This is a genomic window from Rhodococcus sp. P1Y (assembly GCF_003641205.1).
Taxonomy (GTDB): domain Bacteria; phylum Actinomycetota; class Actinomycetes; order Mycobacteriales; family Mycobacteriaceae; genus Rhodococcoides.
On record NZ_CP032762.1, the window covers coordinates 1280694 to 1301539 of the forward strand.

Annotated in this window: 22 protein-coding genes, 1 tRNA gene and 1 pseudogene; 5 read left to right on the forward strand and 19 right to left on the reverse strand. The window is 63.7% G+C overall.

Annotation, left to right across the window (positions count from 1 at the left end; translation table 11 throughout):
- Positions 1-103: 103 nt before the first annotated feature.
- The 3 genes from D8W71_RS06000 to D8W71_RS06010 all read right to left on the reverse strand — a co-directional run bounded on the left by D8W71_RS06000 (position 104) and on the right by D8W71_RS06010 (position 3773).
- A complete protein-coding gene (locus tag D8W71_RS06000) occupies positions 104-1939 on the reverse strand; it encodes an acyl-CoA dehydrogenase (RefSeq protein ID WP_121111843.1) in 1836 nt (611 codons plus the stop codon).
- A gap of 78 nt (positions 1940-2017) precedes the next feature.
- Positions 2018-2641: a class I SAM-dependent methyltransferase gene (locus D8W71_RS06005; RefSeq protein ID WP_121111845.1), complete on the reverse strand. Its 624-nt coding sequence runs from the start codon at positions 2639-2641 to the stop codon at positions 2018-2020.
- A 37-nt stretch (positions 2642-2678) separates the two neighbouring features.
- Complete coding sequence (locus D8W71_RS06010; RefSeq protein ID WP_121111847.1) at positions 2679-3773, reverse strand: DUF4185 domain-containing protein; 1095 nt, start codon at positions 3771-3773, stop codon at positions 2679-2681.
- Between the two features lie 124 nt (positions 3774-3897).
- Between D8W71_RS06010 and D8W71_RS06015 the strand changes: the two genes are divergently transcribed.
- Complete coding sequence (locus D8W71_RS06015) at positions 3898-4332, forward strand: MarR family winged helix-turn-helix transcriptional regulator (RefSeq protein ID WP_121111849.1); 435 nt, start codon at positions 3898-3900, stop codon at positions 4330-4332.
- A gap of 3 nt (positions 4333-4335) precedes the next feature.
- On the opposite strand, the gene D8W71_RS27545 is transcribed toward D8W71_RS06015, so the two are convergent.
- From D8W71_RS27545 to D8W71_RS06050, 8 genes and pseudogenes are all read right to left on the reverse strand, one after another.
- Positions 4336-4497 (reverse strand): hypothetical protein, encoded by a 162-nt coding sequence (locus D8W71_RS27545; protein ID WP_201265276.1) that lies wholly within the window; start codon positions 4495-4497, stop codon positions 4336-4338.
- Between the two features lie 45 nt (positions 4498-4542).
- Positions 4543-4734: pseudogene (locus D8W71_RS06020) on the reverse strand (DUF4180 domain-containing protein); the annotation flags it as partial.
- 13 nt (positions 4735-4747) lie between these two features.
- Entirely contained in the window at positions 4748-5164 is a 417-nt protein-coding gene (locus D8W71_RS06025; RefSeq protein WP_121111853.1) for a helix-turn-helix domain-containing protein, read from the reverse strand.
- An 83-nt stretch (positions 5165-5247) separates the two neighbouring features.
- Entirely contained in the window at positions 5248-5760 is a 513-nt protein-coding gene (locus D8W71_RS06030) for a DinB family protein (RefSeq protein WP_121111854.1), read from the reverse strand.
- 21 nt (positions 5761-5781) lie between these two features.
- On the reverse strand, positions 5782-6447 hold the full coding sequence (locus D8W71_RS06035; RefSeq protein ID WP_121111856.1) for a TIGR04282 family arsenosugar biosynthesis glycosyltransferase: 666 nt from the start codon (positions 6445-6447) through the stop codon (positions 5782-5784).
- Positions 6444-7091, reverse strand: coding sequence for a glycosyltransferase family 2 protein (locus D8W71_RS06040; protein WP_121111858.1), 648 nt, complete (start codon positions 7089-7091; stop codon positions 6444-6446). Before D8W71_RS06040 ends, D8W71_RS06035 begins: the two co-directional genes overlap by 4 nt.
- Positions 7075-8124, reverse strand: a complete 1050-nt coding sequence (locus tag D8W71_RS06045) for an NAD-dependent epimerase/dehydratase family protein (RefSeq protein ID WP_121111860.1) — start codon at positions 8122-8124, stop codon at positions 7075-7077. Before D8W71_RS06045 ends, D8W71_RS06040 begins: the two co-directional genes overlap by 17 nt.
- The gene (locus D8W71_RS06050) at positions 8121-8912 is read right to left on the reverse strand and encodes an S-methyl-5'-thioadenosine phosphorylase (protein ID WP_121111862.1); all 792 of its coding nucleotides are present in this window, start codon (positions 8910-8912) and stop codon (positions 8121-8123) included. The genes D8W71_RS06045 and D8W71_RS06050 overlap by 4 nt, the downstream gene beginning before the upstream one ends.
- Before the next feature lie 16 nt (positions 8913-8928).
- On the opposite strand from D8W71_RS06050, the gene D8W71_RS06055 reads away from it, so the two are divergent.
- Positions 8929-10290 (forward strand): hypothetical protein, encoded by a 1362-nt coding sequence (locus D8W71_RS06055; protein WP_121111864.1) that lies wholly within the window; start codon positions 8929-8931, stop codon positions 10288-10290.
- Positions 10291-10334: 44 nt separating this feature from the next.
- On the opposite strand, the gene D8W71_RS06060 is transcribed toward D8W71_RS06055, so the two are convergent.
- The 4 genes from D8W71_RS06060 to D8W71_RS06075 are packed head-to-tail and all read right to left on the reverse strand — an operon-like array spanning position 10335 to position 13420.
- Positions 10335-10997: a methyltransferase domain-containing protein gene (locus D8W71_RS06060; RefSeq protein ID WP_121111866.1), complete on the reverse strand. Its 663-nt coding sequence runs from the start codon at positions 10995-10997 to the stop codon at positions 10335-10337.
- Positions 10994-11461 carry a hypothetical protein gene (locus D8W71_RS06065; RefSeq protein WP_121111868.1) on the reverse strand — a complete coding sequence of 156 codons (468 nt, stop codon included), beginning with the start codon at positions 11459-11461 and terminating at the stop codon, positions 10994-10996. Before D8W71_RS06065 ends, D8W71_RS06060 begins: the two co-directional genes overlap by 4 nt.
- On the reverse strand, positions 11458-12729 hold the full coding sequence (locus D8W71_RS06070; RefSeq protein ID WP_121111870.1) for a molybdopterin-dependent oxidoreductase: 1272 nt from the start codon (positions 12727-12729) through the stop codon (positions 11458-11460). The genes D8W71_RS06065 and D8W71_RS06070 overlap by 4 nt, the downstream gene beginning before the upstream one ends.
- Positions 12730-12733: 4 nt before the next feature.
- On the reverse strand, positions 12734-13420 hold the full coding sequence (locus D8W71_RS06075; RefSeq protein WP_121118672.1) for a hypothetical protein: 687 nt from the start codon (positions 13418-13420) through the stop codon (positions 12734-12736).
- A gap of 427 nt (positions 13421-13847) precedes the next feature.
- Here D8W71_RS06075 and D8W71_RS06080 point away from each other — a divergent pair, with 427 nt between their 5' ends.
- Complete coding sequence (locus D8W71_RS06080) at positions 13848-14690, forward strand: sulfurtransferase (protein WP_121118674.1); 843 nt, start codon at positions 13848-13850, stop codon at positions 14688-14690.
- Between the two features lie 7 nt (positions 14691-14697).
- On the opposite strand, the gene D8W71_RS06085 is transcribed toward D8W71_RS06080, so the two are convergent.
- Positions 14698-16263 carry a GMC family oxidoreductase gene (locus D8W71_RS06085; protein WP_121111872.1) on the reverse strand — a complete coding sequence of 522 codons (1566 nt, stop codon included), beginning with the start codon at positions 16261-16263 and terminating at the stop codon, positions 14698-14700.
- A gap of 9 nt (positions 16264-16272) precedes the next feature.
- Positions 16273-17991 carry an aldehyde dehydrogenase family protein gene (locus D8W71_RS06090; RefSeq protein WP_236077906.1) on the reverse strand — a complete coding sequence of 573 codons (1719 nt, stop codon included), beginning with the start codon at positions 17989-17991 and terminating at the stop codon, positions 16273-16275.
- 187 nt (positions 17992-18178) lie between these two features.
- Here D8W71_RS06090 and D8W71_RS06095 point away from each other — a divergent pair, with 187 nt between their 5' ends.
- Positions 18179-19351 carry a PucR family transcriptional regulator gene (locus tag D8W71_RS06095; RefSeq protein ID WP_121111874.1) on the forward strand — a complete coding sequence of 391 codons (1173 nt, stop codon included), beginning with the start codon at positions 18179-18181 and terminating at the stop codon, positions 19349-19351.
- Positions 19348-19560: a DUF2945 domain-containing protein gene (locus D8W71_RS06100; protein ID WP_121111876.1), complete on the forward strand. Its 213-nt coding sequence runs from the start codon at positions 19348-19350 to the stop codon at positions 19558-19560. The genes D8W71_RS06095 and D8W71_RS06100 overlap by 4 nt, the downstream gene beginning before the upstream one ends.
- On the opposite strand, the gene D8W71_RS06105 is transcribed toward D8W71_RS06100, so the two are convergent.
- Both D8W71_RS06105 and D8W71_RS06110 read right to left on the reverse strand, forming a co-directional pair.
- On the reverse strand, positions 19557-20471 hold the full coding sequence (locus D8W71_RS06105) for an esterase/lipase family protein (RefSeq protein ID WP_121118678.1): 915 nt from the start codon (positions 20469-20471) through the stop codon (positions 19557-19559). The two genes, D8W71_RS06100 and D8W71_RS06105, sit on opposite strands and share 4 nt — an antisense overlap.
- A gap of 250 nt (positions 20472-20721) precedes the next feature.
- A tRNA-Gly gene (locus D8W71_RS06110) sits at positions 20722-20795 on the reverse strand.
- Between the last annotated feature and the right edge of the window lie 51 nt (positions 20796-20846).

Here is a 20846-nt window from a genome sequence, read left to right on the forward strand (position 1 = left end):
CTTTGCCGTGCGTCTGGCAGAAACCTCAGCCCGAACCCCCCACCCACCGACAGCACAACGGCCGCACCCCTGAAGGAGTGCGGCCGTTGTGGTCGAAAAGGGCTCAGAAAGCTGCTTCGTCGAGGTCCATGACGTCGAGGTCGACGTTCGCGAGGATGCCGCGGGTTGCGGTGAGCTCGGGCAAGATGTTCTTGGCGAAGAACGACGCGACGCCGACCTTGCCCTCGTAGAACGACTTCTCTTTGCCCTCTGCGCCGTTGTCCAGTGCCGTGATGGCGATTTCGGACTGACGCAGCAGCAGCCAGCCGATGAGCAGGTCGCCGAATGCCATCAGGAAGCGCACCGATGCCAGGCCGACCTTGTACAGCTCGGTCGGCTGCTCCTGAGCGCCCATGAGCTGCTGGGTCATGCCGGTGACGATGGCCTGTACGTCCTCGAGGGCGGTGGCCAGCAGTGCGCGCTCCGCCTTGAGGCGTCCGTTGCCCGCTTCGCTGTCGATGAACGACTTGATCTGTCCCGCAACGTGAGCGAGAGCGACGCCGCGGTCACGGGCGATCTTGCGGAAGAAGAAGTCCTGCGCCTGGATGGCCGTGGTGCCCTCGTACAGCGAGTCGATCTTCGAGTCGCGAATGTACTGCTCGATGGGGTAGTCCTGCAGGAATCCGGAACCGCCGAGGGTCTGCAGGCTTTCGGCCAGCTGACGGTAGGCGATCTCGGAACCGACACCCTTGACGATCGGGAGGAGCAGATCGTTGACGCGGTAGGCGATGTCCTCGTCGGCGTCGGAGACCTGCTTGGCCGTGATCGGGTTCTGGTGAGCTGCGGTGTAGAGGTAGACCGCACGCAGGCCCTCGGCGTACGCCTTCTGGGTGATGAGGCTGCGTCGTACGTCGGGGTGGTGCGTGATGGTGACGCGCGGGGCGGCCTTGTCGGTCATCTGCGTCAGATCGGCGCCCTGGACGCGCTGCTTGGCGTAGTCGAGCGCGTTGAGGTAACCGGTGGACAGTGTGGCGATTGCCTTGGTACCGACCATCATTCGAGCGTGCTCGATGACGTCGAACATCTGCGCGATGCCCTTGTGGACCTCTCCGACGAGCCAACCCTGTGCGGGGATTCCGTGCCCGCCGAAGGTGAGCTCGCACGTCGCCGACGCCTTCAGGCCCATCTTGTGCTCGACGCCGGTGACGAAGACGCCGTTGCGCTCGCCGAGTTCGCCGGTCTCGAAGTCGAAGTGGGTGTTGGGGACGTAGAACAGGCTCAGGCCCTTGGTTCCCGGACCTGCTCCTTCGGGACGTGCCAGCACGAGGTGCATGGTGTTCTCGAAGAGGTCGTCGGATACGGCAGAGGTGATGAAGCGCTTGACGCCTTCGATGTGCCAGGAACCGTCTTCCTGCTTGACGGCCTTGGTGCGGCCTGCGCCGACGTCGGATCCGGCGTCGGGCTCGGTGAGGACCATCGTGGCACCCCACTGGCGCTCGACGATGACCTTCGCCCACTCCTTCTGCTCATCGGTGCCGTTGTGGTAGAGCACGTTGGCGAAGGAGGGACCTGCCGAGTACATGAATGCGGCGGGCTGCGAACCGAGCAGCATTTCGTTGATGGCCCAGCCCAGGTTGCGAGGAGCGGGGATGCCACCGACCTCCTCGTCGAGGCCGACGCGCCACCACTCGCCGTCGTACAGCGCCTTGAACGACTTCTTGAAGGAGTCGGGCAGCTTCAGCGTGTGGGTCTCGGGGTCGAACACGGGAGGGTTGCGGTCCGCGTCGGCGAAGGACTCGGCCAGTGGGCCCTCCGACAGGCGAACGACCTCGCGAAGCATGTCGCGGGCGGCCTCTCCGTCGAGGTCGCCGAAGTTGTCGCCTGCGAGCGACTCGTCGAGCCCGAACAGCTCGAAGAGATTGAACTCGAGGTCCCGAAGGTTGCTCTTGTAATGGCCCATTGCGCGTCGCTCTCCAGTCGGTGGTGCGGTCTCGTAAGTACCGCCCAAGTTAGCTACTCGTCGGTAACATAACGGATATTACCCCCGATCATCTCCGCTGCCAAGGCCGGATCTACCGGCCAGTAGCAATGCGTCCACCGCGATGCCGTCGTTCGTGCTACGCACGCGCTCTTCGCAGAGGTGAATTACTGCGCGATCGCCGATGTCCGACGCCAATTGCTCTGGTGTATAAAGTATTTCGGGATCCTGAGGTCCGCCGACTCCCCGCGAGATGTTCTCGGAATGGTGTCCCAGAATCATGAGGATTCCATCAGGTTTCAGGCCGGCTACAGCGTTGCGGATCACGATGCGACGTTGCTCGTGCGGCAGGTGGAGATAGAGAACGAGAATCAAGTCATATTCAGGTTCCGGTAGGACGGTCGTCACATCGGCGTGGACGTACGTTAGTCGGTCGCGGACGGATTTCGGAGAACGTGACGCTATCCGGTGGGCTCGTGTGAGCGCCACGGCCGAGAAATCGACGGCGGTGACCTCCCATCCACGCGTGGCCAGCCACAGTGCGTTTCGGCCCTGACCGGCAGCGAGGTCGAGTGCTCGCCCGCGCGGCAGGGCCGTCGCGACGTCGACAAGCGTCGAGTTCGGGGGCTCGCCGTAGGTCAGTTCTCGGGCGTCGTACTTTGCATCCCAGGCTGCAGCGTCCATGTGACGAGTATGCGGCTGCGCCTCACCAGGGTGCGCATCACAACGACGTGCGCAACAACACGACGTTGTAGTTGCGATGCACGGTGGCAAGGAAGTACAGATCCGAACCCGAAGACCAAGGGTGGATGTACGGCGCGTAGGCGCTGGGGAGTTCGCGGGTATCGACAACCACCTCGGGCGGACTCCACGGACCGACCGGCGTGGGCGAGCGTCGCATGACGATGGAGTCGAAGGGATCGGTGGTCATCATGATGTATTGCCCGAGGTATTGGTTGTAGGCGACGGAGAGTTCACCGACACTGTCGACGATCGGTGCAGCAACGTTCGGATCGTTCTTGATCCACTCGCTGCCGTTCCAGTACTCGTATGCGCCGAGGTCGAGGATGTCCTTTTCCTGCACCCGTGCGACGTGGCCGAGGTTGCCCCGACCGGGAGGCGTCCCGTACTGGTAGACGAACCCGCCGTCTTTCAGGAATGCGCTCTGTTGAAAGTTGCGGTTGCCCGCGTCGCTCGGCCTCTGGGTTTCCGGGACGGCCACCCAGTTCTCGCCGTTGTCACCCGAGACTGCGAGCCCGGAGTAGTTGGTCTGCCAGTGTCCGGCCGAGCCCCAGTTGTTGACCGACATCAGGCTCATGAACTGATTGGGCCCGACGGCGACACCTGCTGTGGGGATTCTGCTGATCTCGACGAACGGGATCTTGGGGCTCGGAACGACCTCTTTGGACTGCCCGAACGGATCTTTGACGATGCTGTCGAAGTTCATGCCGTCGGCGAGATTGCCGTCGCGACTGCGCACGATCGCGTTGGACTTCCACGACCAGATGCTTCCCTGAAGAAGGTTGGGGAGTCCAAGACCTGCTGTGTCACCGAAGGCGGTCAAAATCTCGCCGTTGCCGTTGTCCCACATGATTCCGAGGTCGGTGCCGAGCATGTTGAAATCCTCGGTCCTGTTGGGGCTTCCCATGCCGGTGGCCTGCGCAACTGCCACCGTGCGCCCGCCGAGTTGAGGCAATCCGAAGGTGCCGTTCAGGCCGGGGATCGGGTTGACGGTGTTGGGGTTCGCCGCCGCCGGGCCTGCGACTGCGACGGCAACCGCCAATGCAGCGACCGCGACAGAAAAAACTCTCGGCAAGGCAAATCCCCCGTATCGATGAACTGCGTCTGGAAAACGGGGGAAGTTTAGCGCACGCCCGCTGTTTTGGATGGCATTCTGAAGCCCAGCTGGATCAAGTATTTCGGCGCGCTAATGTGTGGGGATGAGCGGAGAATCGGACATGCACCTGGCCAGGGACTTGTCAGTCTCGGCGCTGCGTCTCAATCGTCGCCTTCGGCTTCGCCATTCGGCGGACAAGATTCCTGTCGCGCAGCTGTCGATCCTTGCCACCATTTTCCGCGAAGGGCCAATGACCACAGGCGATTTGGCCGAGCGTGAGCGGATCAAGCCGCCGTCGATCTCCAGGTCCTCGCATACCCTTGTCGAGATGGGGCTGCTGGAGCGTCATCCGCACAGTTCGGATCGCCGGCAGATGTTGTTGGCGCTCACCGAGACGGGCCGACGTATGGCGTCCGGGGAAGTTGCGGAGCGCGAACGAGTGTTGGCGGAGCGGCTCGGGGAACTCAGCGCGTCCCAGCGGGCCACGTTGTCGGATGCGGCTCGAATTTTGACCGCCATCGTCGAGCGAAACGAATAAGGACTACTGGTCGTGCTCGACAGTCTCGTTGATCTCGTCGGTGTCCCACGAGAGCGTCGAACCCAGCTCCTCGCTGTCGGCACGCTGCGAGACACGGCCGAGTACGACGGCAACAAGCAATGCCACCGCCAACCAGATCGCTACGCCTATCAGAACCCCGGTCACATACTGTTTGTAGCACTCTGGCCTGTGAATTAGCTGCGAAAGCGTCTAATGGATTGTTGCAATACGGTCCTGGACAGATAACCGATCGGGAACGAACCATAAGTGTCTACCTCGACTGGACTCGGCCACGAATGCGCGAAGAAGCTCGCTGGCCTCGGTGAACGGGCCGATGTCGCCCTCGATCACGAGATGGATCCGGTACTTGACCAGCTTCTGTACGAATTCGCCTGCCAGTTGCGTCCCGAGGTGTTCATCGGCTTCCCTCGACGAAGGTGTCGATCAGTCGCAGGATCTCGGCAACGTCGGCGGGTCCTCCGATGACGACGACTTTCAGGGTTGCCGCGGTCTCGTCGTACCCGGTGTCGATCTTCAGTCGTCGCTCGCCCGGTCCTCTGCCGGTCGCCGACGTGGACAGGAACAAGGCGAGTCTCGACGCTGTCTGCTGATCCACGTTCTCGACGTCGACGATGCTGGTGACGTCGATGCGGATGGCCTCGGTGGGTGATTCGCCGCCGGTGAGAGCAGCCAAACCGTCGGGAGTGATGCGGTACTGCTTTCCGATGCGCACGGCGGGCAGTCGGCCGTCCTGGATGTAGTTGCGGACGGTGCGAACATGCAGGCCGAGTAGCTCGGCTACCTGTTCGGCGGTGTAGAAGTCACTCCCCATAGTTCCGTAATCTACCTTGAGCCTCCGCCCGTAGTGGCACGGTTAAGTGCCCGGGGAGGCACTTGACCACGCCACTGGCCATCTCACCTTCCGGTGACGCCGTCGATCGCTTCTCTGAGTAGATCGGCATGGCCGTTGTGTCGGGCGTACTCGCCGACCATGTGCACATAGACCATTCGAAGCGACATCTGGTCACCGCGATTGTCGAACGTGAAATCGAAGGGAACTTCGCCGACGGCGGCATCGCATAATTCCCATTCCTGCCGTAACAGGTCGATCTCGTCGGCTGCAGCGTCCGGCACTACATCCTCGAAGTCGGTGGGATCGCCGGGGCCGCCGAAAAGGTGCGGCACGTTCTCGCCCGCCACCCGTATGCGAAACCACACGCGCTCGACTTTGGCTGCATGCCGTACCAATCCCTGCAACGACAGCCGCGACGGCGCGAGTGCTCTGGTCGAAAGTTGTTCGGCGGTCAGACCCGCGCACACGTTCAGCAGAGTGTGTCGCTGCGCAGCGAGGAACGGGACGAGGATGTCGCGGTCGCTTCCGACCAGGGGCCCGTCCGGGACGAAAGACGGCGGTGATGTCCATGTCATCTCAGGCACCTGTGTTTCTTCTCAACCGTGCCGACGTGGTGCGTAGCGCTCTACCGCGGCACGAAAACGGCTGTTCGACGGGCATTGCGCCGATACGGCAAGCAGGTCGCTCTCGTGATCGACGTCGCGGAGGATCGCCAACGTCTCGATGTCGGCGCCGAGGGAACGCAAGGCCTCCAGCGTTCGCGCGCCGGTCTCGGGCGTCGACATCGGGACGTCGAGAAATGCCGTCGCCAACGCGGGACTCGGTAGACCGACGGCCCACCACCCACCGTCCTCGGCCATCCCGAGGACGGATTGCCCTGCCCTCGTGAGTGGTTCGGCAGACGCGGTCAGAAGCCTGGGATGCACCTGCGGGGTATCCATCCCGATCTGGAACACCGGATCACCGGATGCATCCTCGTGCGCGTGGACCAGACGTTCTGCGAAACCGTCCCCGCGCTGCGGAACCACCCTGTACGACGCCAACGCCGCCTCCAGCTCGTCGCGTCGGCTCGCCTTGGTGAGATCGCCTGTCATAGCGACGATTCGGGTATCGAACTCGGTGTCCGACACGGCGTCGAGAGTGTCGAGCAGGGCGGCTGCAGCGATGTCCGCAGCGGCATCGTTGCCGAGAGTTGCGGCGAGCCTGGTCTTCGCCAAGCCGGGAACGGGTGCTTTGGCAACGACGAGCGCGGTGACCTTCACGTGAGGACCTTCCAGAAATCGCGTACCGCAACGATAGTGCCCTTGACCGACCCCGACACCTTGGAGACACCCGCAGTCCGCGGGTTGTACGTCACATCCAGTTCGGTCACCGTCCAGCCCGCCTTCGACGCGAGTACGAGGAGTTGCAACGGGTAGCCGGATCGGCGGTCGGAGACATTCAGGTCGAGCAGGGCTTGTCGGCGCACTGCTCGGACGGCCCCCAAGTCGTGAACCGGGAGCTTGTACTTCGTTCGAAGCCTGAGCGACAGAACAGCATTGCCCAGTCTGGCATGGATCGGCGAGTTACCGCCACGTCTGCGTCCGACGGCCAGATCGGCTCGATCGAGGGCGGCGACGAGCGGAGGTAGGTCCTGCGGGTCCATCGAGCCGTCGCCGTCGAGAACACATACGATCTCGGTGTCTGCGGCTAGGACTCCCGCATGAACCGCCGATCCGTACCCCGGCTGTGCTTCGGTGACCACCGTCGCACCGAGGTTCTGCGCCACGGCCGCTGTGTCGTCGGTCGAGTTGTTGTCCACGACGATCACCTGGTAGCCGTCCGGAATTCTGGCGAGAACATCTGGTAGAGAGCCGGATTCGTTCATGCATGGGATGATCACCGTTACGTCAGACACTCGGTGCACCCGTTCCTTCGGCGTCGCGCAGAGGCGCGGTCGCGAATTCTCGCAAACCGTCGGCCGGTGAGATCGCTGCACTGAAACCGATGGTGTCGCGTGCCAGTTCGGGACTGGCAACAATGTGTCGGACATCGCCCGATCGGTACTTTCCGGTGATGGCGGGGGCCGGGCCTTCCACCGCATCGGACAGGGTTCGTGCGACTTCCCCGATCGTGATCGGTTGACCCGAAGACACGTTCAGTGCAGTGAATCCCGGCAGATCGGCCGCGATGGACAGAACGTTCGCTGCGGCGATGTCGGTGACGTGGACGAAGTCGCGGGCCTGACGACCGTCCTCGTACACCTGAGGAGGTTGTCCGGCCTCCAGGGAAGACCTGAACATCGCAGCGACACCGGAGTACGGGGTGTTGCGCGGCATGTGTGGCCCGTACACGTTGTGGTACCGCAGTGCAGTCACCGATCCACCGGTCGCCAACGACCATGCCAGCGCGTAGTTCTCCTGCGCCAGCTTGCTCGCCGCGTAGGTGCTGCGTGGCCGAAGCGGAGAATCCTCCTCCACGAGAGCCCAATCGAGGATCTCGCCGGTCGACGGGTCGGTGTTGTCGAATTGTCCGTCTTGGAGTCCTGTGCGTGGACCGGGCGCGACGATCTGACCGCTGGCGTTCCGGTACTTTCCCTCCCCGTACACCACCATCGACGACGCGAGCACCAGTCGTCGGCAGCCCACCTCTGCCATGGCGGACAACAGGACTGCTGTTCCGAAATCGTTGTGACTCGCGTACGCCGGAGCGTCGGCCGCGTTCACACCAGCTCCGACGACGGCTGCTTGATGGCACACGACATCGACGCCGGCCAGTAGTTCGATCAGGGCCGCATGATCCCGTACGTCGGCGTGGGCGATGCCGTCACGCGAGCCGTCGCTGCCATGCGCGGACGCAAGCATCGCGTCGATCGCCACGACGTCGTACTCGGGCGTCAGCGCCTCGAGAATATGGCCACCGATGAAACCGGCTGCACCGGTGAGCAGAACGCGAGTCATGGCAACTCGATCGGGAGTTCGACACCGTCGTGAACACGGCACGATTCGCACGGTCCCATGAGTGCGGCACCGATGGCGCTTCGCACCAGGGCCTTGAGCGGCTCGATGTTCTTCTGGAACTCCGCGAACACATCGACGGCTCGAACACCCTGGCCCGCTTCGATTCCCGCGTCGAGGTCGGTGACAAGCGCGATCGGTGCGTAGCAGAGTTCGAGCTCACGGGCCAGAACCGCCTCGGGGTGACCGGTCATGTTGACCAGCGTCCACCCTTGGCGGGCGAACCACTGGCTCTCCGCGCGCGTCGAGAAGCGCGGACCTTCGACCACCACCATCGTCCCACCGTCGACGACGCCTTCCCTCAACGCGGACGCACGCAGGTCTGCGCAGTACGGGTCTGCGAATTCGACGTGGATTCCGCCGTTGTCGAAATAGGTCTGGATGCGAGCACTCGTTCGGTCCACGAGCTGATCGGGTACGACGACGGTTCCCGGACCGAATTCGGGGACAAGGCTTCCGACGGCGCATGGTGCGAAGACGCGTTGCACACCCAGTGTTCGCAGCGCCCACATGTTCGCGCGGTACGGGAGCGTATGCGGCGAGTATTCGTGATGCGCGCCGTGGCGCGGCAGGAACGCGACCGGACGTCCGTCGACGTCGCCGATCGTGATCGGCCCGCTCGGTCTGCCGTACGGGGTATCGAGCTCGACGCTCTCGGCGTCGTCGCCGAAGAACGAGTAGAAGCCACTTCCGCCGATCACGGCGATATCGGCCCGATGCTGTGTCGTCATAGCCTCATTCTTATCTATGCTGGGTGTTACTCGTCGGTCGCACAACGAAAAGGTGAACGTCATCCGCTATTGGAGAGAGTCTCTCGCCGCCGTGCTGGCTCTCGTGCTCGTGGCGGTCGCGGCCGTCGTGCCGTACCTCGGCAACGAGCTGATCACGCCGATCATCAACAGGACTCCGCAGCAGGTGCGTGATTTTGCCGATGCTGCACCGCTTTTCGGATTTCGTGAGTTTCATGTGGGGTGGGGTACACCGTTCGCGATTCTGATCGCAGTGGCGGGAGTGCTGTGGGGTCCCGATCTCGCGCGCCGGTTGCCGTGGCGGCGGCTTCTGTTGGTGACCTGGGCAGTGTCGGCCGCGTGGACCATGTCGCTTGCGATGATCGACGGCTGGCGGCGCGGTTTCGTTACGCGGTTGGCCTCCACCGACGAGTACCTGCACGAGGTTCCCGGCATCACCGACATTCCGGGAACGCTTCGGGGATTTTCCGAACGAATCCTCGACTACCAGGTCGATTCGTGGACCACACATGTCTCGGGACATCCGCCGGGTGCCCTCTTGACCTTCGTGTGGCTCGATCGACTCGGTCTCGGCGGCGGGGCTTGGGCGGCGACACTGTGCGTGTTCGTCGGGACGAGTGCGGCCGCAGCGGTCATCGTCGCCGTTCGCGCGCTCGGCGACGAGAGCATGGCTCGTCGGGCAGCGCCCTTCGCGGCGTTGGCGCCGGCCGCGATCTGGATCGCCGTGTCCGCCGATGCCTTTTACATGGGGGTCGTTGCGTGGGGCATTGCGCTGTTGGCGATCTCGACTCGGAAGTACCTGTGGCCGGCGTCGATTGCTGCCGGTCTGCTGCTCGGCTTCGGGATCTATCTCAACTACGGACTCGTGCTGATGGGTCTGCCCGCCGTCGCGGTACTGATCGCGGCTCGCACTGCATGGCCGCTGATCGGGGCAGTCGCCGGAGCACTCGTCGTGGTCGCGGTGTTCACGGCATACGGATTCTGGTGGTTCGACGGTTACGAGCTCGTCCAGGAACGCTATTACCAGGGCATCGCGACGGACCGGCCGTTCGAGTACTGGGGTTGGGCGAACATCGCTGCGTTGTTCTGCGCTGTCGGAGTTGCGGTACCTGCCGCGTTCCCGCGGGTCTTCACGCGGACGGCGCCGATCAACCTGTTGGTCTTCGGTGCCGTGGCCGCTGTGGTCATGGCCGATCTGAGCCAGCTTAGCAAAGCCGAAACCGAACGCATCTGGCTCCCGTTCGCCATGTGGATGCTGCTCGCGCCCGCCGTGTTGCCGGCGCGGACGCACAAGTTCTGGCTGGCCTTGCAGGTGGTCGCCGCGCTGGCGATCAATCATCTGCTCTTCACGAACTGGTAAAGCGGCTCCGCCGCCTGTGCGCGCATAATTACGCCCCTCTGTCACTACTCACTCACGGGCGCGGAGCGCAACCGAGCGAAATACCGACCGTGAATCTGCGCGATGTCGACGACGGAAAGACCGGCCGCCTGGGCGAGCCCGGAGGTGGCGTCGACGCTGACGCAGGCCCACGCGAACCACTCGCCGACCGTCGTATCGGTTTCCCACCGCACGGTCTGGGTGCGGACCCTGTCGTCTCCCGGGGCGTCGACCTCGGCGATCACGGCGCCACCCGGGCGGATCAGTTCGGCTGCTCTACGGAGCAATCGAACCGGGTCACCGCCGATGCCGATGTTGCCGTCCGCGAGCAGCACACTGTCCCACTCACCGACGTTGGGCAAAGGTTCGAACAAGTCCCGCAGAACAGCGCGGCCACCTCGTCCGACGGTGAGATCGATCGCCTCGCGCGAGGTGTCGACGCCGAGCGCCGAGATACCCCGTCGAGCAAGTCCTTCGGTGAGGCGGCCGGGTCCGCAGCCGAGGTCGAGAGTGGGCCCGGTGCATTGGTCGATCATCGAGAAATCGGCGATCCGATCCTCCGTGCTCGACGCGTCGCCGCCCATCCAGCGGGCAGTGGGCAGAGATTCACGTGTGCCGTCGGAATGGCCCATCCAACAGGGAAGGCCCGAGGAGGCCCTCCGAAACAGCTCGTCCGCTGTGACGGTCATGAAAGTCTCCTGGTCGATGCGAGGCGAATGGCGTAAACGACGGCGCTGACGCCGTACAGCGCTGCGGTCAGCAGCAACCAGCGACCCAGGAACGGCTCTTGCGTCAAACCGGTTGCAGCTCGGTAGGTCTCCGAACCCTGCTGAATTATTCCGGGAAAGAACAGCGCGAAGGTGAGGGCCGTGCCGAGCGCTGGGATCCGAACGTAGTTGAGGGGTGACACACGGAAGCGGTGGGTCCGGCCTGCGCCGAACCTGAGAGTTCGGTCGGCCACGGCGTACAGCGGAAACAGGACGAGGTCGTGCGCGATCACCGACCCTGCGAACCACACACCTATCGACTGCCACCACACGTCCTTGTTCCAGAAAGTCTCGAACCCCGCAACGTAGACGACGTACCCGACGAGGGCGAAGGCGAAACCGAGGGTGAGAAGGTGGAGAGGGCTCGCCCCGTACAGCCGCTTCACGTCGACCTGAATTCGATAGCCTTGACCCACTTGGTGTTGTGGACCCCAGGCATTGCCGGGACGATGATGCGGGCAGGATAGCCGTGGTCGGGTGAGAGATCGACGCCGTTGACCTGCAAGGCGAGAAGCGAATCCGGGTGCAGCACTTGGCCTGAATGCAGTGTTGCCTGGCGAAACGGACCGCTGACTTCGATGGAGGTGACCTGAGCCGATTCCAGATTCCCGACGCCTGTTGCGGCGGCCAGGTCGCGCAGTCGCACGCCGGTCCAGGTCTGTACCGTCGACCATCCTTCGACGCACGCTATCGGCAGCTCGGCAGTGTGCTGCTCCATTCCGAGTAGAGCGTCGCGCGTGAACGTGATTGCCTGTGGGCCGCCGGTCAGCTCCAAGATCCATGCAGCGCCGGTGGCATCGCCGTCGATACCCGCTGCGGCCGCCGTACGGTTGATTTGAAAGTCGTTGGGTCCCTCGCCGTACGAGCGCCCACGGGGAAGCAGAATGGCGGCGTTCCTGAGGAAGCCACCGGTCGTCTGACCTGCGGTGAGCACGGCGACGAAGACGGCGCCTCCGCCGACGAGAGCGAGCGCGCCTCGGCGGCTCATCGTCGGTTCTGCGGGGTCGTCGGAGATGAGGTCGGAGTCGCCGACCTCCTGTTCGGACTGCTTGTCGTTCAACACCTGCATCAACGAACGGCCGCGCAGCGTGCGAATCATCAACGGTGTCTTGATAAGCGCGTGGCTGACGAACCCGGCGATGAAGATCCACGCACCCCAGTAGTGGGCAGTGTAGAAACTGAAGCCGAAAATGTAGTCGTACTGGATGTTGAGAACGCCGGTGACGATCTCGAACAGTATTCCGCCGACGAGCGCAATGAGCGAAAGACGTTCCAGAGCAGAGGCAACCGAGCGAATCGGCGGCGTGACGAACAGCTTTGGGATGACCGACCAGAGCTTGGCCAGAACGATGGGAATCAAGACGAGCCCGAGCCCGACGTGCAGCCCCTGTGTGAGGCGGTACAGCCATGCGGGGTTTGTGGGCCAGTCGAATTGGGGGAGTTGCAGCCAGCCGACGTCCACCGGCAGGGCCTGGCCGAATTGCGGCCCGTATGCCACGTAGGACAGCAGCCCGGTGAGTATGACCACCGGCAGGCCCACGAGCAGTAGTGCGCCGAAGATCGAGGTCAGCCAGGGACCTCTCAATGGACTACGAAAACGTCCGAGCGAGGCCGCTTTCTGCGGAGATCTCACTCGGACGTTTTCGTCGGGCATGTGGTTATGCGGTGGCGACGGTGATGGTCGCTACGCCCACGAGCAGACCCGGGGTGACAGCGTCGGTCTTGAACGTGTCGTTGAGCAGGCCGGCTGCGGTCTCGGAGATCTTGACCTGGGTGCCCTGCAGGATCGCGGTGTTGTTCGGTCCGGTGGCCAACGGGTTCAGCGTACGGCCGTCGAGGTCGAAGATGACTGCGTCTTCGGCAGCAACTTCGCCGTTGACACTGACCGTACCGGTGAGCAGCGAGGTACCGGGATCGATGTCGAAGTCGGTGAGCTCGACGACGGTGTCGCCTGCGGTGAGCGACAATCCGCTTCCGTCGTGCATGATCTCACCCTGAACGTAGGGGTCGACCGTGCCCGGCTCCCAGTACTTGACGTTGCCGCCGGTGATCGGGAAGGCGATGGAACCGTCTGCGAGAGTTGCAGTTCCGATGACGCCCGGCGTGAGGCCGAGAGTCGTCAGTGCGCCGGTGAATCCCGGATCGAGCGCCACGGCTGTGCTGACGCCGTTGCTGAGGTCGTCGACCTCGGCTGCGGGCTCGGGAGTGGCTTCGGTGGTCTCCGCAGCAGCGGACGTGGTGCTGGCCTCGGTGGTGGAGGAGTCGTCGCTGGAGCATGCTGCGAGCGGCACGAGCGTCATTGCGCCAATTGCAGTGGCGGCCATGACTTTACGGATCGAGATCATGTGATCAACCTTTCGTTGGCTCAGCTCTTGAGCGTTGATGGTGATTCGCCGCAGGTACCGATCCGGATGGGTTCGGTGCGGAACGTGCGCGGGTCGGTGTCCCCCTCGTGCGATGGAACGAGGGCAGATCGCCGGTTTGAGCATCCCGTTTCGTCGAAATGCAAAGCCAAATTGCTTTGGTACACATAGACTCCCACTTTTGAGAGCGTTTAGTTGACCAGAATGTCCGATTTCGACACTCGTAGTAGGGCCGTGACCGGACCGTGACCTTCTCGTACCCACCCCGTGACCTCGGGTGCGGTTATGGCTCCATAACGGGGCTTCCGGTTTCGTAGGGCGGACCGGTGTGGGTCGCAGAAACACCCTCGATCGATACGATGGGCCCCGTCATGGACCGGAATTGTCAGGAGTGTGTCCAGTGAATGTGATTCGCGACGTTGCCGACGTGAAGGCGGCGCTGGGTAGTTTGGTGCCGCCGGTGGTGCTGGATGTTCGGTGGGCTCTCGGTGACGCGGATGGCCATCAGCACTACCTGGAGGCGCACATTCCCGGTGCGGTCTACGTCGACCTCCCTACCGAGCTGGCCGATCACGGTGTTTTGGAGCGAGGGCGTCATCCGCTACCGTCCGTGCCGGACCTGCAGGCCGCGGCGCGGCGCTGGGGCGTCAGTACGGATATTCCTGTCGTGGTCTACGACAACACGGGCAATCTCGCTGCGGCGAGGGCCTGGTGGTTGTTGAGGTGGGCGGGCTTCACGCAGGTGGCTCTTCTCGACGGAGGTCTGAAGGCCTGGATCGCGGCGGGCCATGACACGGCGTCCGGCGAGGAGCTTCCTGTTTCCGAGGGAGACGTCGTTCTCACCGGAGGTCACCTGCCGACACTGACCGCGGACGAGGCCGCCGCTGTCGCCGATTCGGGGATGCTGCTCGACGCCCGCGCGGCAGAGCGCTACTCGGGCGAGACCGAACCGATCGATCCCAGGGCAGGCCACATCCCCGGTGCGATCAGTGCGCCGACGGCGGAGAATCTCGACGCCGACGGCCGCTTCCTCTCTCCGGAGGCACTACGCGTGAGATTCGCCAACCTGAGCACCGACTCGGGCACGGATTCGCGCGCTGTCGGCGTCTACTGCGGATCGGGCGTGACGGCCGCGCACCAGGTTGCCGCTCTCGCCATTGCCGGTATCGACGCCGCGCTTTTCCCTGGCTCGTGGTCGCAGTGGTCGAACGACCCGTCGCGCCCGGTCGCGACGGGCCTCGAACCCCGCTGAAAGGCTCTCAGCGTGCCAGCAGCAGATCTGCCGCCTTCTCACCGATGACCACGCTCGGAGCGTGAGTGTGGCCTCGGATGATGGTCGGCATGATCGAGGCGTCCGCCACGCGCAGGTTGTCGACGCCCCGGACCTTCAGGTCGGGTGTGACGACGGACGACGGGTCGTTGCCCATGCGGCACGTGCTCACCGGGTGGTACAGGGTGTGCGCGTTCTGTTCGAGAGCCTCGGACAGTAGATCGCCTGCATTGGGTGGTCTGACGACCGAACCGAGCAAGTCGGCCAGTGCCGGTTGCGCGGCGATGTCGGTGCACACCCGCAGGCCCTCCAACATCGCGTCCCGGTCGACTCCGTTCGAATCACTGAGGTATCGGGGATCGATGACCGGTTTGGCCAACGGATCCGATGAGCGCAGCGTGATGTCCCCGCGACTCTCGGGGCGGAGCAGAACTGTCCCGATGACCGCGGCGTGAGCGTCGGGAGCGATGAGGCCCTCGTCGAAGAACGGCGCGGGCGCGTAGATGACTTCGAGATCGGGAAGCTGCAATTCGGGGCGACTCTTGACGAATCCGTATGCCTCGGCGACGTTCGACGTCAGCATTCCGCGCCTACGTGCCAGGTAGTTGACCAGTTCCGGGATCTTCTCCGCGAAGAACAGGGAATCATTGTCGACGCTCCACCCGATGAGGGCTGCAAGGTGGTCGGTGAGGTTCTTACCGACCTCGGGTGCGTGATGTTGGACTGTGATGCCGTGTTGCCGGAGCTGTTCGGCGTCGCCGATTCCGGACAGCATCAGCAGCTGCGGAGTATTGACGGCACCGCCCGCGAGAACGACCTCCCGCGTTGCCCGGACAGTCTGTGTCCGGCCTTTGGAGACGTACTCGACGCCTACCGCGGCCGAACCCTCGAACACGACTTTCGACGCCTGAGCCTCGGTGATCACCGTCAGGTTGGCGCGCTTGCGGATCGGTTTGAGGTACGCATCGGCTGTGCTCCAGCGTGCTCCTCGCTTCTGGTTCACCATGGTCTGCGAAAATCCCTTGGGTTCGGGGAGATTCGCAGGTTCGACGGGATAGCCAGCCTGGCGAACGGCGTCGAGGAACGACCCCGTCAGCGCGCGGGGACTGCGCTGATTCGACACGATCAGCGGACCGCTCGTGCCTGCGTCGGCTGCCGTCGTGCCTTCGATGCTCTCGATCTTGCGGAAGTAGGGAATGAGCTTGTCGAACGACCACGACGGGTCACTCACCGAGGCCCATTCGTCGTAGTCGGCGGCGAAGCCGCGCACCCACATCATCGCGTTCATGGACGACGAGCCGCCGAGCATTTTTCCTCGCGGCCAGAAGATGCTGCGGCCCTTGAGTTCCGGCTGTGGCTCGGAGTCGTAGTTCCAGTCGACCTCGCTGCGGAACAGTTTGGAGAACGCCGCGGGGATGTGCGCGAACTTGTTCTTGTCCTCCGGCCCTGCCTCGAGAAGAACGACCGTGTTGCGGGGGTCGGCACTGAGTCGATTGGCCAGCACCGCCCCCGACGAACCTGCTCCGACCACAACGTAGTCCGCTACCGAAGACATGATTTCCCCTTATCCGCGTAGTGCCGAGGCGAAGATGGCAGGCAGCTTGGCCCAGGACGGCCGTCCGGCGAAAGCGGTCAGCAGACGCCCTGTCGTCGCGGCGGTGCGATTGGAGACGAACCACGGCGGCTTCGGCGAGATGGACAGCTCACGGTTGACCAACGATCGGGGCGAGGGCCGGAACGGTCCGCGCACCACGGTTCGCTCGGCGCCGTCGATGAGAAATGCGTTGTGCACGATGCCGATTCCGCTCTGCACGTCGTCGATGGTGTGGCCGGGAAACGCGCCCCACGTGGCGGCGGGAGAGAGGAACGCGAGAGCGGTCCAGGCGTTGACTGCGATGGCGCCATAGCGGAGTTCGGCGAGTAGTTCGTCGAAACGCGCGCCGAAACTGTCGATCGTCCGCGGGTGCGCCAGAACGTTGACCCCGAGGGTACCGATGAACTTCTCGTTGACTGTCGTCGTGGCCTCGGTGAAGAATCGCTCACCGCTGTAGGGGAGTTCGACGATTCCGAGGACGGGCGCGAAGTATTCGGTGTTGAGCAGGGCGGTCTCTTCGCCTGGATTCAGATTGTCGATCAGGACGCGCCCGCCGTCCAGCCGCTGGGCGCCTGGATAACTGTCGACGGCCGATTCCACTCTGCCGTCGCTGCCGGGGTAGTAGGCGCGGCGCTTCGGCGCGGCGGCCATGGCGTCGCGCACCGCCGTCACGAACTCGTCACGTTGCTTCCACTCGGAGGACAGCACGAGAACCTGTGATGCGACGCAGTTGTACCCGCTGTTGTGAAGGCGCTGTGTAGCAACGTGTTCGGCTTGGAACTCGATGTCGGCGCGGCTCCATTCGCCCGGCAGCACAATGGTGGGAGATACTCCGCCGAGTTCGCTGGTGATCGGTTTGGTGAGCAGTGGTTGTCCCGCTGCTTTCCTGGCCGCGCCGGATTCGCCCGTTCCGAACACGATGGCATCGTGCGTGATCGAACTGCCGGTCATGTGCACATGGTCCACGTGGTCGTGCGCGACGAGGTAGCCACCGGTCTCCGGGCCTCCGGTCAGAATACGAACTGCGCCGATCTCGATCAGTGGCGCAAGGACCTTGGTGAGCACCGGGAGCATCGGGTCGGTGATCGGATTGAGCTTGAGTGCCACGACCCGGTTGTTCGCGATCAGTTCGTACAGGGTGTCGAGGGGAGCGATCGACATGATGTTGCCCGCACCGAGCACCACGCCGACGCCTTTGGTCGCCTTCGGATTCAATTGTGCAAGACCTGCTGTGCGCCGTGCCGTGTCGGCGGCGATCCCGGGCTTCAGCCAGACCTGGGCGCTGAAGCCGCTGAGCAGCAGGTGATCGAACACTCCGTGCGGAAGAACCTGCACGGTGGTCCGGTCTCCAGGCGCGGTTCCGAACGTGACGTCGGCGAGTGGGCTGACGCCGCGGTCGAGTTCGCTCAACGTCCGGGCCAAGGTGGCTGCTCCGCCCGCGAACGCGTACGGACCCGACATCCACTCCTCGCCGACGAGTGAGGACGCCGGATCGAGTCCCTTGATCGAGGCGGCCGCGGCGACCCATTCGGCGGCGTGTTCGACCGTGAGGTCGCGAACGCGTGCGATCAGCGCGCTCCGCTGGGACAGCGTCGACGACGCCCATGCCTTCTCGCCTTCACGCAATTCGTCCAGTGCAGCGTCGATGCGTGCGTGGGTTTCGCTGCCGGACGTATCCGCTACATGCAGGTGTGGTGCGCTCTGCTCGGTCACTCGGCTCGCTCCGTCTCGTTCGGTTCGGTGGGTCTCACTGTGATTGTGGTCTCTTTGCCTGCCTCGGCGCTATAGGCCGACGCTCTCCAACCCACCCCCGTTGCTGTGCGACTGCACAAAGAGCCTGTGGCGTGAGTTACACCAGCAAAGCTATTCTCGTGCCATGGCGTCACCCGGAACAGTTACTCCCTTGCAGTCCACAGCGCTTGCAGCGCCCTTGCTGGCAGTCATCGACGAACTGGCCGACGAGTTGGTTCGCCGCATATTGGCCGAGGAACATGCCTACGCCGAATCGTCGGTTCTCAGTCCGGCTCAGCTTCGGAGAGCATGCGTGGACAACGTCGGCGACATGGTCAGAGATCTCGCCGGTGTGCGTCCTATCGATCTCGAATCCGCGAAAGCAGCCGGCAGGCTGAAAGCCGACCAGGGTGTTCCGCTCGCAGCTCTGCTCCACGCGTTCCGGCTCGGCGGCCGGCTGGTCTGGGAGGAGCTGATGAACCGGTCCGAGGGAGAGGCTCCGCGCGAACTTCTGGAGATGGCCGCCCAGGTGTGGGCGTTGATCGACGTGGCGTCCGATGCTGCGGCAGAGGCGTACCGAGTCGCCGTCGATGCGCGCGCCGAGCAGGATGCGGACGCGCGAACTCGGCTCGTCCGCGCGCTGTTCGCCGATCACGGTACCGACTCTGCATTTGTGGCCGACGCGCTACGAACGTTCCGTATCCCCGACCGCGGCAGCTTCGTCGTCGTCTCCGCCGACAGCCGGTGCGCCGACATCAGTGAACCCGGTGTCGACGCGGTCTGGGACAGCGCCGTCGACGGTGTGGTGGGTCTCCTGTTCGCGCAGAGTCACGGCAAGCTGGAATCAGCTCTCGACGGAATCGCCGACGAAGGTGGAAACGTGGGCATCAGCGCGGTGTTCACCGCTGCGGTCGGCATTCCGAAGGCGGTCGAGCAAGCCCGATCGGCACGTCGTTGCGCGCCTGTGAACGACGCACCCGCAACACGGTACGACGCCGTTCCGATTCCGCTGTTGCTCGTCGATCGACCCGAGGGGGGCCTGATCGCGGCGAAGCAGATCCTCGGGTCGTTACTGGATCTGCCCGAAGACGAACGAACGAGCCTGTTGAGCACCCTCGACGCATGGTTCGAGGCCAAGGGGTCCACCGCCGAGGCGTCGAACCGCCTGCACTATCACCGGAATACCGTGCTGTATCGACTGCGCCGGATCGGTGAGTTGACCGGACGCGACTTCCTGAACCCTGTGCATTCGGCCGAATTGTTCGTGGGGCTCCGCGCGTATCAATTGTGCTCGGGCGGGGTAGTCCAGACACCATGACACACAAAAAGGGCACGAAGGTTCAGTGGAACTGGGGACAGGGCACCGGCGAGGGAAAGATCGTCGAGGTCCACACGGACAAAGTCACGCGCACGATCTCGGGTAGCGAGATAACCCGGAACGGAACCGAGGACACCCCGGCATACCTCATCGAACAGTCCGACGGGCAGCGCGTCCTCAAGCTCGACAGCGAGGTCGAGACTCCCTAGTTACTGGCGATCACCACATCCAGAACCCCCGAACCGAGGGGAACCGTCGTGCACGGCACGGGAACTCGGCCATTAGGGTCGAGCGCACTCTCTACGAGCGCGATGGTGGTCGGATCGTACGTGAAGGTGAAGTGAGCGACCATGTCTTGTGGGCACACGTCCTGTACGACGATGTTGCGCGCACCCGAATCTCGAAGCAGCGCATTGGTGTACGGCTGGATCACCTCGTCGACTCTCGTGGCAATGCTGGTGTAGTCGACGCCGGGGACCGTGTCGCCGCCTGCGTTCAACTCGGTCAGAAACGCGGAATCCTGCATCAACTGCACCAGGGCGGGCCCGAATTCGCTCGAGACGAGTCGGGTTGCGCTCGGTACGACCTGGAGGACCGGAGAGACTCCGTAGAGCGTTCCCCCGTAGGCCGGTGATGCGATACCGACCCACTTGTCCACCACTCGTGCTCCGTCGAGTCGGTTGGTGTAGTACCGGGTGACCGCGGCCCCCTGCGAGTACCCCACGAGGTCGACCGATTGCGCGCCCGTCGCCGCGAGCACACCTTCGGTGAAGGCCTTCAATTGGACTGCACTGTTGCGAATATCGCTGTAGCCGAAGGTTTTTCCGTCCGGGGATGCGCCGTAGTTCAGCGCGTAGGTGCAGTATCCGGACGCGGTGAGTGCTGGCGAGAGGGCAGCCCAGTCGGAGTACGCCGACGCATCGGTGCCGTGCACGAGGATGACGGGATTCGGATGTTCCGGGGTGGGAACGCAATCGGTCCGATTGGCACCGGACGGTGCTGCCTCGGGTGTGCCCGCGGAGTAACGGATGGCGTCCGCGTGGGTGCTCTGCGGCGGCCCTTGAACTCGGGGCATCACAGGTGCTGCCCCGGCGACCGCAGCGCCGAATACGCACAGCATCGATACGGTGGCTGCTATTGCGGTCAGTTGTTTTCTCACGCTGCACCTCGGGTCGTCGTCTCAGCCGAGGGTAAGCCCAATTGTTGTGCGATGTAACAGTGAGGGCGCTAGTTGATCGATAAAAGTCACAAAGCCGAGTAGCCGGCCCGAACTCGGTACGCGCATGGAAGCGCGAGCGACCGTGCGAAGAACACCCAGATTCGATGGAAGCCGTAGGGAGATAGGCGGAGATAGCGGCCGGATGCCGTCGTGGAGCCGGTGACGGGAATCGAACCCGCCTCTCAACCTTGGGAAGGTCGCATTCTACCAATGAACTACACCGGCGCGACGAGGCCGAACAAGCCCCGCGCCGGACCACTTTAGCAGCCGACGTCG